Source organism: Lentilactobacillus laojiaonis (genome assembly GCF_020616595.1).
Classification (GTDB): Bacteria; Bacillota; Bacilli; order Lactobacillales; family Lactobacillaceae; genus Lentilactobacillus; species Lentilactobacillus laojiaonis.
Genome location: NZ_CP085278.1, coordinates 299,871 through 316,645, shown reverse-complemented (window position 1 = coordinate 316,645; position 16,775 = coordinate 299,871). Strand labels below are relative to the sequence as shown.

The following is a 16,775-nucleotide window of genomic DNA, read 5'->3' as shown; positions in this document are numbered from 1 at the left end:
AGTGGCGCGGGACAGAATCGAACTGCCGACACATGGAGCTTCAATCCATTGCTCTACCAACTGAGCTACCGAGCCATCCGGTCCGTACGAGACTCGAACTCGTGATCTCCTGCGTGACAGGCAGGCGTCCTAAACCAACTAGACCAACGGACCAAAATTGCGGGAGCAGGATTTGAACCTACGACCTTCGGGTTATGAGCCCGACGAGCTACCAGACTGCTCCATCCCGCGATAATAAAGGAGGATGAGAGATTCGAACTCTCGCGTGGTTTGACCCACCTGACGGTTTTCAAGACCGTTCCCTTCAGCCAGACTTGGGTAATCCTCCATATGATAAATGTAAAAAGTATATTTATAGTATAACACACTTACATTTGTAAGTCAATGGACCTTGTAGGATTCGAACCTACGACCGGACGGTTATGAGCCGTCTGCTCTAACCAACTGAGCTAAAGGTCCAAGACTCTATCGCGGCAGAGGGGATCGAACCCCCGACCTCCCGGGTATGAACCGGACGCTCTAGCCAGCTGAGCTACACCGCGATTAAGTTACATCAAGCATTGAATAAATGCTATCGGGAAGACAGGATTCGAACCTGCGACCCCCTGGTCCCAAACCAGGTGCTCTACCAAGCTGAGCTACTTCCCGAGAATGCACCCAGTAGGAGTCGAACCTACAACCTTCTGATTCGTAGTCAGACACTCTATCCAGTTGCGCTATGGGTGCATAAATGCCGAGGACCGGGATCGAACCGGTACGGTCATCACTGACCGCAGGATTTTAAGTCCTGTGCGTCTGCCAATTCCGCCACCCCGGCAAGGGTGTTAAAGCGGAAGACGGGATTCGAACCCGCGACCCCCACCATGGCAAGGTGATGTTCTACCACTGAACTACTTCCGCATATGCCGACTAGAAGATTCGAACTTCCGACCCCCTGTTTACAAGACAGGTGCTCTGCCAGCTGAGCTAAGTCGGCATAATATAAATACTATGCGCAATTATATTAAATTTTAATGAGTCGTGGCAGGCTCGAACTGCCGACCCTCTGATTAAAAGTCAGATGCTCTACCAACTGAGCTAACGACTCATATGGATGGAGGATACAGGGATCGAACCTGTGACCTCCTGCTTGTAAGGCAGATGCTCTCCCAGCTGAGCTAATCCTCCATATGAAGCATGGCAACTTCCTACCCTCGCAGGGGGCGATCCCCCAACTACTATCGGCGTTCAGAAGCTTAACTACTGTGTTCGGCATGGGAACAGGTGTATCCTTCTGGCTATCGCCACCACACTATATATCTAGAAAGAACTTCGTTCTCTCAAAACTAGCTAATATTAATTTTTCTGCATTGAGAACACCAAATCAACTCTATTGGTTAAGTCCTCGACCGATTAGTATTGGTCCGCTCCACGTATCACTACGCTTCCACTTCCAACCTATCTACCTGATCATCTCTCAGGGGTCTTACTTCCATAAAGGAATGGGAAATCTCATCTTGAGGCGAGTTTCACACTTAGATGCTTTCAGCGTTTATCTCATCCATACATAGCTACCCAGCGATGCTCCTGGCGGAACAACTGGTACACCAGCGGTATGTCCATTCCGGTCCTCTCGTACTAGGAACAGCTCCTCTCAAATTTCCTGCGCCCGCGACGGATAGGGACCGAACTGTCTCACGACGTTCTGAACCCAGCTCGCGTACCGCTTTAATGGGCGAACAGCCCAACCCTTGGGACCGACTACAGCCCCAGGATGCGATGAGCCGACATCGAGGTGCCAAACCTCCCCGTCGATGTGGACTCTTGGGGGAGATAAGCCTGTTATCCCCAGGGTAGCTTTTATCCGTTGAGCGATGGCCCTTCCATACGGTACCACCGGATCACTAAGCCCGACTTTCGTCCCTGCTCGACCTGTCTGTCTCGCAGTCAAGCTCCCTTCTGCCTTTACACTCTGCGAATGATTTCCAACCATTCTGAGGGAACCTTTGGGCGCCTCCGTTACTATTTGGGAGGCGACCGCCCCAGTCAAACTGCCCACCTGACACTGTCTCCCACCACGCTAAGTGGTGCGGGTTAGAGTGTCCACACAGCTAGGGTAGTATCCCACCAACGCCTCCACCGAGACTAGCGTCCCGGCTTCAATGGCTCCTACCTATCCTGTACAAGCTGTATCAACACCCAATATCAAGCTACAGTAAAGCTCCATGGGGTCTTTCCGTCCTGTCGCGGGTAACCTGCTTCTTCACAGGTATCTTAATTTCACCGAGTCTCTCGTTGAGACAGTGCCCAGATCGTTACGCCTTTCGTGCGGGTCGGAACTTACCCGACAAGGAATTTCGCTACCTTAGGACCGTTATAGTTACGGCCGCCGTTTACTGGGGCTTCATTTCTGGGCTTCGCATTAAATGCTAACTCATCCACTTAACCTTCCAGCACCGGGCAGGCGTCAGCCCCTATACGTCATCTTACGATTTTGCAGAAACCTGTGTTTTTGATAAACAGTCGCCTGGGCCTCTTCACTGCGGCTGTCCTTGCGGACAGCACCCCTTCTTCCGAAGTTACGGGGTCATTTTGCCGAGTTCCTTAACGAGAGTTCACTCGCTCACCTTAGGATACTCTCCTCGACTACCTGTGTCGGTTTGCGGTACGGGTAGTTAATCACTAACTAGAAGCTTTTCTCGGCAGTGTGACGTCAATTGCTTCCCTACTTTATTTCGGTCCTCATCACAACTTGTCAACCCGGTTAAAAGCATTTGACTCTTAACCTGACTTATTGCTTGAACACACATTTCCAGCCGTGTGCACAATTTAGCCTCCTGCGTCCCTCCATCGCTCAAACATGATTAACTAGTACAGGAATCTCAACCTGTTGTCCATCGCCTACGCCTCTTGGCCTCGGCTTAGGTCCCGACTTACCCTGGGAGGACGAGCCTTCCCCAGGAAACCTTAGTCGTTCGGTGGATCAGATTCTCACTGATCTTTCGCTACTCATACCGGCATTCTCACTTCTAAGCGCTCCACTAGTCCTTACGGTCTAGCTTCATTGCCCTTAGAACGCTCTCCTATCACATGAACAAAGTTCATGTCCACAGTCTCGGTAATATGCTTAGCCCCGGTAAATTTTCGGCGCGGAATCACTCGACTAGTGAGCTATTACGCACTCTTTAAATGGTGGCTGCTTCTGAGCCAACATCCTAGTTGTCTAAGCAACTCCACATCCTTTTCCACTTAGCATATATTTAGGGACCTTAACTGGTGGTCTGGGCTGTTCCCCTTTCGACGATGGATCTTATCACTCACCGTCTGACTCCCGGACATAAATCAATGGTATTCGGAGTTTATCTGAGCTCAGTAATCCATGACGGACCCCTTACCCAAACAGTGGCTCTACCTCCATGATTCTAATTCCGAGGCTAGCCCTAAAGCTATTTCGGAGAGAACCAGCTATCTCCAAGTTCGTTTGGAATTTCACCGCTACCCACACCTCATCCCAGCACTTTTCAACGTACACGGGTTCGGCCCTCCAGTGCGTTTTACCGCACCTTCAGCCTGGACATGGGTAGATCACCTGGTTTCGGGTCTACAGCAACATACTTATTCGCCCTATTAAGACTCGCTTTCGCTGCGGCTCCGGCTTTTCACCTTAACCTTGCATGTTACCGTAACTCGCCGGTTCATTCTACAAAAGGCACGCTATCACCCATTAACGGGCTCTAACTGCTTGTAGGCACATGGTTTCAGGAACTATTTCACTCCCCTTCCGGGGTGCTTTTCACCTTTCCCTCACGGTACTGGTTCACTATCGGTCACTAGGGAGTATTTAGCCTTGGGAGATGGTCCTCCCGGATTCCGACGGAGTTTCACGTGTTCCGCCGTACTCAGGATCCTGAACTGAGAGTTATCGATTTCGCCTACAAGGCTATCACTTTCTTTGGCCAACCTTCCCAGGTTGTTCAGCTATCAATAACTTTGGTAACTCAAATGTTCAGTCCTACAACCCCAATGAGCAAGCTCATTGGTTTGGGCTGTTCCCCGTTCGCTCGCCGCTACTTAGGGAATCGAATTTTCTTTCTCTTCCTGTGGGTACTTAGATGTTTCAGTTCCCCACGTCTACCTCTACTTAACTATGTATTCATTAAGTAGTAACAATCGACTAAGATTGCTGGGTTTCCCCATTCGGAAATCTCCGGATCAAAGCTTACGTACAGCTCCCCGAAGCATATCGGTGTTAGTTCCGTCCTTCATCGGCTCCTAGTGCCAAGGCATCCACCATGCGCCCTTTATAACTTAACCTCACAACCTACGGTTGTGCATTAGTTATTGAGTATTTGCGATTTTTTCTTGTTAAAAACTCAAAATTACGCGGTGTTCTCGGTTTAATTATATTTATTATAATTACTACAGAAAAATTAATATTATCTAGTTTTCAAAGAACCAAGTTTGAGAGTAGACCTCTCAAAACTAAACAAAGTTTCGATTAATGTGCAGGCTTCCTTTATTCCTTAGAAAGGAGGTGATCCAGCCGCAGGTTCTCCTACGGCTACCTTGTTACGACTTCACCCTAATCATCTGTCCCACCTTAGGCGGCTGGCCCCAAAAGGTTACCTCACCGACTTTGGGTGTTACAAACTCTCATGGTGTGACGGGCGGTGTGTACAAGGCCCGGGAACGTATTCACCGTGGCATGCTGATCCACGATTACTAGCGATTCCGACTTCATGCAGGCGAGTTGCAGCCTGCAATCCGAACTGAGAACGGCTTTAAGAGATTAGCTTAGCCTCGCGACTTCGCGACTCGTTGTACCGTCCATTGTAGCACGTGTGTAGCCCAGGTCATAAGGGGCATGATGACTTGACGTCATCCCCACCTTCCTCCGGTTTGTCACCGGCAGTCTTGCTAGAGTGCCCAACTAAATGCTGGCAACTAACAATAAGGGTTGCGCTCGTTGCGGGACTTAACCCAACATCTCACGACACGAGCTGACGACAGCCATGCACCACCTGTCATTCTGTCCCCGAAGGGAACGCCTCATCTCTGAGGTTGGCAGAAGATGTCAAGACCTGGTAAGGTTCTTCGCGTTGCATCGAATTAAACCACATGCTCCACCGCTTGTGCGGGCCCCCGTCAATTCCTTTGAGTTTCAACCTTGCGGTCGTACTCCCCAGGCGGAGTGCTTAATGCGTTAGCTGCAGCACTGAAGGGCGGAAACCCTCCAACACTTAGCACTCATCGTTTACGGCATGGACTACCAGGGTATCTAATCCTGTTCGCTACCCATGCTTTCGAGCCTCAGCGTCAGTTACAGACCAGACAGCCGCCTTCGCCACTGGTGTTCTTCCATATATCTACGCATTTCACCGCTACACATGGAGTTCCACTGTCCTCTTCTGCACTCAAGTCTCCCAGTTTCCGATGCACTTCTTCGGTTAAGCCGAAGGCTTTCACATCAGACTTAAAAAACCGCCTGCGCTCGCTTTACGCCCAATAAATCCGGACAACGCTTGCCACCTACGTATTACCGCGGCTGCTGGCACGTAGTTAGCCGTGGCTTTCTGGTTGGATACCGTCAAAGCATGATCAGTTACTATCACACCTGTTCTTCTCCAACAACAGAGTTTTACGAGCCGAAACCCTTCTTCACTCACGCGGCGTTGCTCCATCAGACTTTCGTCCATTGTGGAAGATTCCCTACTGCTGCCTCCCGTAGGAGTTTGGGCCGTGTCTCAGTCCCAATGTGGCCGATTACCCTCTCAGGTCGGCTACGCATCATTGCCTTGGTGGGCTATTATCTCACCAACTAGCTAATGCGCCGCGGGTCCATCCTAAAGTGGTAGCAAAACCACCTTTTAAACCGAAACCATGCGGTTTCAGTTGTTATACGGTATTAGCACCTGTTTCCAAGTGTTATCCCCTGCTTTAGGGTAGGTTACCCACGTGTTACTCACCAGTTCGCCACTCGTCCCAATGTTTAAAACGCTCGGTGCAAGCACCAATTGTTTTAAACGAGGACGCGTTCGACTTGCATGTATTAGGCACGCCGCCAGCGTTCGTCCTGAGCCAGGATCAAACTCTCATTTTAAAAATGATTAAGCTTGTAAGCTCATTTTGTTGTTCTATTTACTAGCGAATTGACTTCGCAAATGTTTTGGTCATAAACCGAAATGATTTATGACGCCCTGCACATTTGTTTAATCGAAACTTTGTTCAGTTTTCAAAGATCTACTTCGTTGTCATAACTTATTTATTATCGTTTTGACAACTATTTAATAATAACAGATTCAATTGCTTGCGTCAACAACTTTTTTTAATTTAATTAACTTAATTAATTCAACCAATTAAGTAATCTCTCTCAAGCAACGTTATCTATCATAACAAGCTCACTTGCTTGTGTCAACAACTTTTTTTATTTATCTAGTTGTCTTTCAATCAAGCAGCATAATATATAATACATGGGTTATTGTAATACGTCAACAACTTTTTTAAATAAAAAACGCCTAACATATGTTAGGCGTTTTATTGTAATTCTGGGGCATCAGTTTTATATTCATCCATTGTAGACTGATTGTCGTTTTTAGCTTCAATACTAGTTGGCTTTTCAGTCTGTATTTTTTTAAGGTTATCCAAGGCAGTCGTGTACTTATACGTAAAGTCTTTAGTATTAACCTTCTTAAATCCTTTTGGCTTGTAAAACCTTAGTAAGTCTCCATAAATAACACGATCTGATAAAGATAACTCAGTTGTTACATGATTTTGTAACTGAGCTATTTCAGACTTTTGTTTTTCATTAGGATCTATTTTATTTCCTGATTTGGTTAAATAAACATCGTTACCAACTTTTGTATATTTAGGGGTTACAAAATCTCCATTCCTAAACGCTACAATTTGTTTATGTTGTTTAGACAATAAATCAGTTCCAAATTGGATTGTATCATTGTTTTTATCGCCTAATAAATGTAATAGGGTTGGTAAAGCATCTATCTCGCCACCATAATTATGATTTATGCCACCTTTTAGTCCCTGACTATAAATCATAAATGGTACTTTTTGGAATTGTGCTAGATCATAAGAAGTTATTTCTTTCTTATTCAATAATTGAGCAATTGCATCCCTATGGTTATTCGAAATTCCATAGTGATCACCATATAAAACAATCATACTATCTTTTAATAAACCTGTTTTTTGTAGATAATCCATAAACTCTGCAAAGGCTTGGTCTAAATAGTGAGCAGTTTGAACATATGGATCTACCGTTTTATCACCAGTTGTGGTAGCAGGAAAATCAGTATTTTGTTTATCAATTTCATATGGATAATGGTTAGTTAAAGTAATTAGCTTAGCATAAAATGGTTGTGGTAATTGTTGGATATAGTTTGCACTATCTTTAAAGAAGATCTTATCTTTTAAACCATATCCAATGCTGTAATCAGCAGATTTTTGTTTATAGTATTCTGAACTAAAGAAATATTGGTATCCCCATGACTTATAGGTACTATCTCGATTCCAGAAACTTGGTACATCTCCATGAAATGCTGCTGTAGTGTAGCCTTTTTGATCTAAGATGGCCGGAGCAGCTTGATAAGTATTTTGTGCACCGTAAGTAACCATAGCTGATCCTTGAGGTAAACCAAATAATGAATTTTCCATCATCATTTCAGCATCTGAAGTTTTACCTTGAGCAACTTGATGGTAGAAATTATCAAATCCAACTGTATTTTTATTGTGATAGAACTTATTAATAGTTGGAGTTACCTCTTTACCATCTACTTTATAATTCACTAAAAATTGTTGGAAGCTTTCTAGATGAATAATAAATACATTCTTACCTTTAGCTTTACCGAAATATTGAACATTTTCTTTAGCACGATTATTTTTTAAATACTTCAAGACACTATTCATATCACTAGCTCTGGCTTTAGAACGTGTAGAAGTTTCTTTTTGTGTTTGATAAGCACTAAAAACTGCATATTCATTTAGTCCTAGATACTTAACAATATAATTATTATCAAAAGTTCTAGTCAATAATCCAGAACGATCTGAACTAGCTAAACTATATTCTGATCCCATCAGTAATAATGATATTAAAGAAACAATTCCTGCCTTCCACTTTTTAAACGGACGGTAGTCTATTTTAATTGCTTTAACTATCAATAAAACAATTAGTATGATGATATCTAAATAAACTAAAAAGTCACTAGGATGAATAATTTCCATTAAACTTTTGCCTAGATTATTTTGGACATTACCACTACCCTTAATTATTCCCATTGATAGAAAATCAGAAAATTCACGATAATACACAATATTAGCAAATATCCAAGTAGATTCAATAAAATCAATAATCATTAACAACCAATACGATAATTTACCGCTAAAATATAACGCCAATCCAAACGTCAATAGTGCGGCAGGAATTGGATTAATCGCTAAAATGAATTCTTGAAGTGAGCCTTTTGCTCCCAGAGTAAATTTTGTTTTATAAACTAAATAAGTTTTAATACAAAATAAAAGTACGGTAAAGATATAAAATCCCAACCTAGTATTAAGCACATTTTTTAGCTTAAATTTATTTTTCAAACCCGACATTACAATTTGTTCCTCCAAATTAAATCCAGATTAATTTTTTCTAGCTGGATCTTTTACTTTATCAGGTTTAACAATTAAAGCAATTGCTCCCATTATCATCCCAAAATAATAAGTAATAAGTCTCCAGATAACCATTGCGACCACTAATTTACTGTGACTAGTTATATAGTTACTAAATAATGCTTCGAAACTAAATTCAGCCCCACCAGATCCTCCTGGAATGGGAAATAAAGAAATTATCATTACTATAATAACGTGTAAACTAACCACCAACATTACATTCGCTGAAGTATATCCCAATGAAATCATAATAAAATAAGGAATTAAATAATAAAATAATAATTGAATAAAAGTTAATCCTGAAATTTTTAGAATCAATTTAGGACTTCTACCCAATCGAATACTTTCCGCATATAAAATATCGATTTTTTTATCTAAAACGGTAGCTAATTCATCAAATTTAACTGGTGATTTAAACCATTTAATTGGATAAATTAATATATTAACTAGCCGTTTAGTTAGCTTAGGAATATACATTACCATCAACAATCCTATAATAACAAATAAATGAATTAAAAAACCAAATATTAAGAATAATGCGAGATAATGTAACTTTTTCGCAACAAAATTAAATCCGATCAATAAACTAATAAAAAAATTAATTACAATCATTAACTGATAAACTACAAATTTTATTAATAGAATTGAGCTAGCCTTGCCTCCATCTATACCGGATTGCACCATTACAAATAATTGTCCTGGTTGACCACCCGATGAAAACGGCGTAATTCCGTTAAATAATTGTTCAACTAACGGAACTCTTAGGGCGTCTTTAAAAGTAAAGCCCTTAACGCTACTGCTCACTAAAATTTTTGTGATACAAGCTTCTATTAATAAGTAGATACAGATACATAAAAATGCGACGAATAAATAAACAAGATTAATGTGGGCTAGATCGCGAATCAAAATACTGAGTTTAATATCCTTTAAAGAATAACCTAGGATTAAAACACCAATAATCACCATAGCTGTAAAAGCTAATTTATTTTTTCTAGTCACTACCTAATCATTCCTTATCTGTTTCGTATAGAATTTTTTCCAAACAGTTGATAAATGTTCTTCTGAATATTGATTAGCCGCTTGTTTAGATTTTTCTTCTAGGGTTTCTAATTTAGATTTATCCCTAGATAAAAGCTTAATTTGATAATCCATTTCTAAAAAGTCCTTAGCTGGTAAATAATAGCCATCAATAATCGATTTATATAAGTCTAAGTCTCTAAGCATTACTGGAGTGTGAGTTGAAAATGCTTCTAATACTGACATTGGAAATAGTTCATTATAGGATGGCAATAAAAATAAGTCCGCAATATTATAATATTTAACTAATTTATCTCGATCAACAATGCCTGGAAAGCTCAAATTTTTGGGCGGATTCTTTACTACCTTCTCGAGTTCCTTATAACCGTCTGTCATTTTTCCAAATGAAAAGCCACCTGTCCAAATAAATTGAACATCCGGATTAGCTTTAGCTAACTTAACAAAGTCCAAAACTCCCTTACGAGTTTGCACTTGGCCACTACCTAAAACAATAAACTGATCCTTACTAAATCCCATTTCTTGACGTAATTGATTTTTAGTTGCATCGTCTACTGCATAAAATTCATCAGTACTAACAAAGTTAGGAATATAGGTAATTTTATTTTTATCAATTCCATAAGCTACCAATTTAGGAATAAATGTAGGATTAACTACTACTAAATGGTCCATCCGCTTATAAAAAGAAATTACATATTTATAAAAAATATTTCTAAAAGGCTGGGGAATCTTTAAACTACCTTCTAATGTTTCTGGTAAAAAATGAACGTAGCCAATTTTTTTGCCTCGCTGCTTAGAAAATGTGGAAACATAAAACTTAGGATCAATGGTGTGGTAGTGCGTTATATCGGCTGTTCCAGACTGATTAATTGTAATATCAAATTGGTTATCAGAGGTTTTTTTTAACATATTAATTAATTCAAGATATGCACTACCTACCCCCTGTCCCTTAACTTTATCAGCACTAGAAAACATGTTAATTTTTATCATAATTAATTATTACTCCTAACCTATTCATTAGTATCATTAGACCTAGTTGCGTAATCCGGACTTAATTCCTGATCGAGCTGTAAATCATGGTAAAAATCAATTATTCGATCACCAAAAGTTACCGCTGAAATTTCATCTAACTTAGCTTTTAAAACTTTTTGATTATTAACATCATTTCTATCCACCGGATGTTTTAAGTAATTAACTACTTCGCTAATAAACTCATCGTTATTATTATAAGTTGCTCCCAGAGATTCCCTATTTAGCAATTCATTAGTATATGGAGTTACTCCTACTACTACTGGCAATCCAGAAGCCATTGCTTCAATATAAGTTAGTCCTTGAGATTCTGAACTGGAAGTAGAAGCAAATACATCAGCAGCTTGATAATAAGAATTAACTAATTCATTATTAATTTCTCCCGTAAAAATAACGTTTTGCTCTAAATTGCTAACTTTAACCTGACGTTCAAGATCATCTTTAGATGGTCCATCACCAACAATCATTAACACGGTATTAGGTAATTGTTTTAAGATACTTGGGAACAATGCTATCAATCCGCTAATATTTTTTTCAAAGGATAAGCGACTTAAAGATAACATCAACGGTTGATCATGACTAATACTATACTTTTTCCTGATATCGTCTTTTCCTTTAGTTGTAAATTTATCAACGTTAATTCCCGTAGGAATAATTCTCATCGTACTTTTAACTCCATAATTAGTTAACGTATCTAATACTCGGTTACTAGGAGCTACGACTCCCGATAAATTATGGCAGAACGCTAAAGTAGCTTCTTTAACGTGGACTGGTTTTAATAACTTACCATTAGCTACATAATGCAAGTAATCCTCATACATTGTATGGTAAGTATGAACGCAGGGAATATTTAAATTTTTAGCAACAAATTTACCTATTACTCCCATTGAAAATTCAGTTTGGGTATGGACAATATCCAAATTAAGCTCTTTAGCAATTTCATATGCTCTAAATAATCCTCGAAAGGCGATTCGCCGATCGGAAAAAGAAATGAACGGAATACTTGAAAATCTAAATACATTTCTTTCATAAGTATCTTTTTCAACATGGGGATCGGTGGTTGTAAATATATATACTTTATTACCACGTCGCTCCAATTCATTTTTTAGGGTTTTAATAGAAGTGGCTACCCCACTAACCTGTGGAAAATATGTATCTGTAAATAGGCCAATGTTCACGGCAAGTACCCCTTTCTATAAGATTTAATTCCTGACACACAATTAATGTAATTATATTGGTTTACTTAACCCAATGCAATAAGTCTATCACTCAAAAAGGCAGCTATCTAGATATCTAGATAGCTGCCTTTTTATTTTAATTAATCCTTAATTTCTGGAACGGCATCAATCACCATTTGACGAACTTGTTCATTAGTTTCTGCTTCATTAACAACCTTGTTAACTAACTCAGCCATTTTTTTAGAATCCAAATCTTTAATTAATGATCTAGTTCTAAGAATTGAAGTAGCACTCATTGAAAATTCATCCAAGCCCATTCCTAATAACAATGGAACGGCGATTTGGTCACCCGCCATTTCGCCACACATACAAGCAATCTTACCTTCTAAGTGACAATAATCAATTACTCGTTTAATTAAACGTAGAATAGATGGATTGTATGGTTGGTATAAATATGAAACACATTCATTACCACGGTCGGCGGCCATTGAATATTGAATCAAGTCATTGGTACCAATACTCATAAAGTCAACTTCTTTAGCAAATTTATCTGCTAAAACTGCTGCTGCCGGAATTTCAATCATAATACCAAGTTTAATGTCGCCCACTTTAACTCCACTATTAATTAATTTTTCACGTTCTTCTTCGTAAATTTTCTTAGCTGAACGGAATTCATTAAGTGTAGCAATCATTGGGAACATAATCCAAAGATTACCAAAACTTGATGCACGTAATAAAGCTCGTAATTGCGTTCTGAAAATATCATCCTTATCTAAACTAATTCGAATTGCTCGATAGCCCAAGAACGGATTCATTTCTTCTGGCAATGGTAGATATGGCAACTTTTTGTCACCACCGATATCCATAGTTCTTATAACTACCGGTTTATCGCCCATTTTTTCAACGACTTCTTTATACGCTTTAAATTGATCATCTTCTGATGGCAATTCATTAGAATCCATATATAAGAATTCAGTTCGGTATAGTCCAATACCTTCAGCACCATTTTCAAGTACACCATCCATATCTTTTGGAGTACCGATATTAGCAGCTAAAATTGGATGTTTACCATCTGCAGAAGTAGTTTGCTTAGTCTTAAGCTTTTGCCATTCTGCTTTTTCTTCTAAGTATTTAGTTTGTTTTTGTCTATATTCTGAAATTTGATCATCATTTGGATCAACAATCACATCACCGGTTAATCCGTCAACAATTACCATAATATCTTCTTTAATGTCATTAGTTGCTGTTTCTGAACCAACTACTGCCGGAATTTCTAAAGTTCTAGACATAATGGCAGAATGAGATGTGCGACCTCCTAGATCAGCAACAATTCCCTTTACAAGGTTAGTATCAAATTGTGCGGTGTCACTAGGAGTAAGGTCATGCGCAATAATTACAACTTCATGATCAATTAAAGCTGGATCAGGAAGTTCTACTCCCAATAAATGACTCATAACGCGTTTTGTTACATCAGCAACATCCGATGCACGTTGCTTCATATATTCATTATCATCCATAGCTTGGAATAATTGAATATAACTATCAGTAACATCAGCAAGAGCTTGTTCCGCATTAACTAACTTATCTTGAATTTCAGTTGTGATCTGTTTAATCATTTCAGGATCAGACAAAATAGTAATATGTGCTTCAAAAACTTGAGCTTCTTCGGTTCCCAGGTTTTTTTCAGCTTTTTGCTTAATGATTTCTAATTCTTTTTTTGAAGCTTCTAGTGCTGCATTGATACGGTCAATTTCTTGGGATGGATCATCAATTGTTCGTTGTTCAAAAGATAGATTAGGTTCTACCAATCGAAAAGCAGGGGCAATCGCGATTCCATCACTTGCGGCAATTCCCTTTATTGTTTTCATGATTAATCAATTAGACCTTCCTGTTTCATTGTGTCACTGATTGCATCCATAGCTTCTTTTTCGTCATCACCATCAGCAGAAATAGTAACTTCCGCATTTTGGCCAACCCCGAGTGACATAACTCCCATAATAGATTTTAGATTTACTGATTTATCTTGGTAACTTAATGAAACGTCTGAATTAAATTTACTTGCAGTTTGAACAAGTAAAGTTGCTGGACGTGCATGGATCCCAGTTTCTGCAATAACTTTGTATTCGCGTTTTTCCATAATAATCAATCTCCTTGTTATCATCAATATTTAAATCGGTTAGTGAGAAAATTCCGTAAACAGAAAATTTCTTATACATTAAGAATATCAATATATTTCATAAAAGACAAGCATTTCATTAAACGCTTTCATTTTAATAAAAATATCATTATTTAGTGTTCTTATAAATGATATACTATTTCTCCATTTTTTTCAGCAGATCCGATCACTCGCTTGCGTTTATCAAAATTCATGAAGGCTATTTGAAATTCTTGAAATTGACTAGGTGTAATTTTAAACTGATCAATCTCTTCATTTACTAATTGATTTAACAAGGCAGTATAGTTTGATTGGCTATCCAATTTGATTCACCTCTTTTAATAGTACTTTTTACTTGAATGTTATCACTTTAGATGTATAATATCTATCAAAGGTCAAAGAAGGTCAAAATTCTTTTTCGATCTTATTTTTAATATAAAGGAGGACGGCAATTAATGTTATGCGAAAATTGCCACATCAATGAAGCAACCATTCACCTTTACACCAGTGTAAATGGTGATCAAAAAACAATCAACCTTTGTCAAAATTGCTATCAACTCCTAACTAGTCCAAGAAGAAATAATCCAAACTCGGGAGGTATAAATGATATGGCTCAAGACCCATTTGGAATGGGAGGATTAGATGATATTTTCCGTGCCATGCAAAACGGTAATTTCAATAATCCTGACCCTAGACAAGTTCCACCTACCCAGCCATCCGGACCTAATAATGGTAACCGTGGCAATAATGGTAATCGAAATAATCAATCACTTCTTGATCAATTTGGTATCAATATGACTCAAATGGCGAAAGATGGAAAAATTGATCCCGTTATTGGTCGTGATCAAGAAACTAAACGTGTTATTGAAATTTTAAATCGTCGTACTAAGAATAATCCCGTATTAATCGGTGAAGCTGGGGTTGGTAAAACCGCAGTTGTTGAAGGATTGGCTCAACAAATTGTTTTTGGCCAAGTTCCTCAAAAACTTAGAAATAAACAAATTATTCGCCTTGACGTAGTCTCATTAGTTCAAGGAACTGGAATTCGTGGCCAATTTGAACAAAGAATGCAACAATTAATTAAAGAAGTTCAGGCTAATCCAGATGTTATTTTATTTATTGATGAAATCCATGAAATTGTCGGTGCTGGTAATGCAGAAGGTAGCATGGATGCAGGAAATGTTTTGAAACCAGCACTTGCTCGTGGTGAATTCCAATTAATTGGTGCAACTACCCTAAAAGAATTTCGAGATATCGAAAAAGATGCAGCCTTAACTAGACGTTTCCAACAAGTTAATGTGGAAGAACCTACTCCTAGTCAAGCCGTAAAAATCTTAAAAGGTATTCAAAAACGCTACGAAGACTATCATCATGTTAAATATACTGAAGGTTCTATCGATGCTGCAGTAAAATTATCAGATCGTTACATTCAAGATCGTTATTTACCTGATAAAGCCATCGATTTAATGGATGAAGCCGGATCTCGTAAGAATTTAACGATTAACGTGGTTGATCCTAAGACTTTAGATAAACAAATGAAAGATGCTGAAGATCAAAAACAAATTGCTTTACAACAAGAAGACTATGAAAAAGCTGCTTATTATCGCGACCAAGTTAATAAGTTACAAAAAGCTAAAGATAATGGTAGCAGTATTAATGAATCTAAAGTTCCAAAGGTTACTGCTCACGATATGGAAAAAATCGTTGAAGAAAAAACCGATATTCCTGTAGGTGAATTGCAAACTCAAGAACAACAACAACTTAAGAATCTTGATTCTAATTTAAAGGCTAACGTAATTGGTCAAGATCATGCTGTTGATGATGTTTCTCGAGCAATTCGTCGAAATCGAATTGGCTTTAACGGTACTGGTCGCCCTATTGGTTCCTTCTTATTTGTAGGTCCAACCGGGGTTGGTAAAACCGAGTTGGCTAAGCAATTAGCTAAACAACTATTTGGTTCTGAAGATGCCATGATTCGTTTTGACATGTCGGAATATATGGAACCTCATTCAGTGGCTAAATTAATCGGTTCACCTCCTGGATATGTAGGATATGATGAAGCTGGTCAATTAACCGAACAAGTACGTCGTCATCCATATAGTTTAATCTTATTAGACGAAGTGGAAAAAGCTCATCCCGATGTACTACACATGTTCTTACAAATTTTAGATGATGGTCGTCTAACTGATAGTCAAGGTAGAACCGTTTCATTTAAAGATACTATTATTATTATGACTAGTAACGCCGGTACTGGTGATGTTGAAGCTAGTGTTGGTTTTGGAGCTAGTGTAAAGGGTAAAACCCATTCTGTCCTTGATAAATTAGGCATGTACTTCAAGCCAGAATTACTAAATCGATTTGACGACGTTATTGAGTTTGATCCATTAACTAAGGGTGATTTAACTCATATCGTTACTCTTATGATTAACGATGTTAATGAAATGCTTTCTCATCAAGGTCTTACTATTGAAGTAACCGATGCTGCTAAAGACAAATTAGTAGAACTTGGTTACAGTCCTTCTATGGGAGCTCGTCCACTACGTCGAGTAATTCAAGAAGAGATCGAAGATGGAATTGCAGATTACTATCTTGATCATGAAAGTACTGTAAATCTTAAGGCCGATGTTAATAAAGATGATAATATCGTAATTTCATCAGTTGATTTAGAACCTAAAGATGACAATTCAGAAACTAATGATAACTAAATAATAAAAAAAGCCTCTACTAATTAAAGT

8 protein-coding genes, 13 tRNA genes and 3 rRNA genes are annotated in these 16,775 nt (G+C 38.9%); 1 reads left to right on the top strand and 23 read right to left on the bottom strand.

Going from position 1 to position 16,775, the window contains the following annotated elements; genetic code table 11:
* Window positions 1-2 precede the first annotated feature (2 nt).
* The 23 genes from LHL71_RS01660 to LHL71_RS01550 all read right to left on the bottom strand — a co-directional run bounded on the left by LHL71_RS01660 (window position 3) and on the right by LHL71_RS01550 (window position 14,363).
* Window positions 3-75: transfer RNA gene (locus tag LHL71_RS01660), tRNA-Phe, on the bottom strand.
* 3 nt (window positions 76-78) lie between these two features.
* Window positions 79-153: transfer RNA gene (locus LHL71_RS01655), tRNA-Asp, on the bottom strand.
* A 4-nt stretch (window positions 154-157) separates the two neighbouring features.
* A tRNA-Met gene (locus LHL71_RS01650) sits at window positions 158-231 on the bottom strand.
* Window positions 232-238: 7 nt separating this feature from the next.
* Window positions 239-328 (bottom strand) — tRNA-Ser (locus LHL71_RS01645).
* Window positions 329-385: 57 nt separating this feature from the next.
* A tRNA-Ile gene (locus tag LHL71_RS01640) sits at window positions 386-459 on the bottom strand.
* Window positions 460-468: 9 nt separating this feature from the next.
* Window positions 469-542 (bottom strand) — tRNA-Met (locus LHL71_RS01635).
* Window positions 543-574: 32 nt separating this feature from the next.
* A tRNA-Pro gene (locus LHL71_RS01630) sits at window positions 575-648 on the bottom strand.
* 4 nt (window positions 649-652) lie between these two features.
* Window positions 653-726, bottom strand: a tRNA-Arg gene (locus tag LHL71_RS01625).
* A 5-nt stretch (window positions 727-731) separates the two neighbouring features.
* A tRNA-Leu gene (locus tag LHL71_RS01620) sits at window positions 732-817 on the bottom strand.
* Between the two features lie 11 nt (window positions 818-828).
* Window positions 829-900 (bottom strand) — tRNA-Gly (locus tag LHL71_RS01615).
* A 3-nt stretch (window positions 901-903) separates the two neighbouring features.
* Window positions 904-976: transfer RNA gene (locus LHL71_RS01610), tRNA-Thr, on the bottom strand.
* 38 nt (window positions 977-1,014) lie between these two features.
* Window positions 1,015-1,087 (bottom strand) — tRNA-Lys (locus LHL71_RS01605).
* A 7-nt stretch (window positions 1,088-1,094) separates the two neighbouring features.
* Window positions 1,095-1,167 (bottom strand) — tRNA-Val (locus LHL71_RS01600).
* A 7-nt stretch (window positions 1,168-1,174) separates the two neighbouring features.
* Window positions 1,175-1,291, bottom strand: a 5S ribosomal RNA gene (gene rrf, locus LHL71_RS01595).
* 81 nt (window positions 1,292-1,372) lie between these two features.
* Window positions 1,373-4,293, bottom strand: a 23S ribosomal RNA gene (locus tag LHL71_RS01590).
* A 213-nt stretch (window positions 4,294-4,506) separates the two neighbouring features.
* Window positions 4,507-6,079 (bottom strand): 16S ribosomal RNA (locus tag LHL71_RS01585).
* The 16S, 23S and 5S rRNA genes sit together here with 13 tRNA genes alongside, the layout of an rRNA operon.
* 434 nt (window positions 6,080-6,513) lie before the next feature.
* Window positions 6,514-8,583, bottom strand: coding sequence for an LTA synthase family protein (locus LHL71_RS01580; protein WP_227361305.1), 2,070 nt, complete (start codon window positions 8,581-8,583; stop codon window positions 6,514-6,516).
* Between the two features lie 30 nt (window positions 8,584-8,613).
* Entirely contained in the window at window positions 8,614-9,642 is a 1,029-nt protein-coding gene (locus LHL71_RS01575; RefSeq protein ID WP_227361304.1) for a lysylphosphatidylglycerol synthase transmembrane domain-containing protein, read from the bottom strand.
* Window positions 9,643-9,645: 3 nt separating this feature from the next.
* Complete coding sequence (locus tag LHL71_RS01570) at window positions 9,646-10,668, bottom strand: glycosyltransferase family 4 protein (RefSeq protein ID WP_227361303.1); 1,023 nt, start codon at window positions 10,666-10,668, stop codon at window positions 9,646-9,648.
* A 20-nt stretch (window positions 10,669-10,688) separates the two neighbouring features.
* Window positions 10,689-11,885, bottom strand: a complete 1,197-nt coding sequence (locus LHL71_RS01565; RefSeq protein WP_227361302.1) for a glycosyltransferase family 4 protein — start codon at window positions 11,883-11,885, stop codon at window positions 10,689-10,691.
* Window positions 11,886-12,025: 140 nt separating this feature from the next.
* Window positions 12,026-13,756, bottom strand: coding sequence for a phosphoenolpyruvate--protein phosphotransferase (gene ptsP, locus LHL71_RS01560; RefSeq protein WP_227361598.1), 1,731 nt, complete (start codon window positions 13,754-13,756; stop codon window positions 12,026-12,028).
* Window positions 13,756-14,022 carry a phosphocarrier protein HPr gene (locus LHL71_RS01555; protein ID WP_227361301.1) on the bottom strand — a complete coding sequence of 89 codons (267 nt, stop codon included), beginning with the start codon at window positions 14,020-14,022 and terminating at the stop codon, window positions 13,756-13,758. Before LHL71_RS01555 ends, ptsP begins: the two co-directional genes overlap by 1 nt.
* A 161-nt stretch (window positions 14,023-14,183) precedes the next feature.
* Window positions 14,184-14,363: a hypothetical protein gene (locus LHL71_RS01550; RefSeq protein ID WP_227361300.1), complete on the bottom strand. Its 180-nt coding sequence runs from the start codon at window positions 14,361-14,363 to the stop codon at window positions 14,184-14,186.
* 132 nt (window positions 14,364-14,495) lie between these two features.
* On the opposite strand from LHL71_RS01550, the gene LHL71_RS01545 reads away from it, so the two are divergent.
* The gene (locus LHL71_RS01545) at window positions 14,496-16,745 is read left to right on the top strand and encodes an ATP-dependent Clp protease ATP-binding subunit (RefSeq protein WP_227361299.1); all 2,250 of its coding nucleotides are present in this window, start codon (window positions 14,496-14,498) and stop codon (window positions 16,743-16,745) included.
* The last annotated feature ends 30 nt before the right edge of the window (window positions 16,746-16,775 follow it).

Bases quoted from the DNA above. Each gene is read 5' to 3' on its own strand.
- LHL71_RS01555 (WP_227361301.1), bottom strand. From the start codon at position 14,022: ATGGAAAAACGCGAATACAAAGTTATTGCAGAAACTGGGATCCATGCA.
- LHL71_RS01545 (WP_227361299.1), top strand. From the start codon at position 14,496: ATGTTATGCGAAAATTGCCACATCAATGAAGCAACCATTCACCTTTAC.
- LHL71_RS01570 (WP_227361303.1), bottom strand. From the start codon at position 10,668: ATGATAAAAATTAACATGTTTTCTAGTGCTGATAAAGTTAAGGGACAG.
- LHL71_RS01580 (WP_227361305.1), bottom strand. From the start codon at position 8,583: ATGTCGGGTTTGAAAAATAAATTTAAGCTAAAAAATGTGCTTAATACT.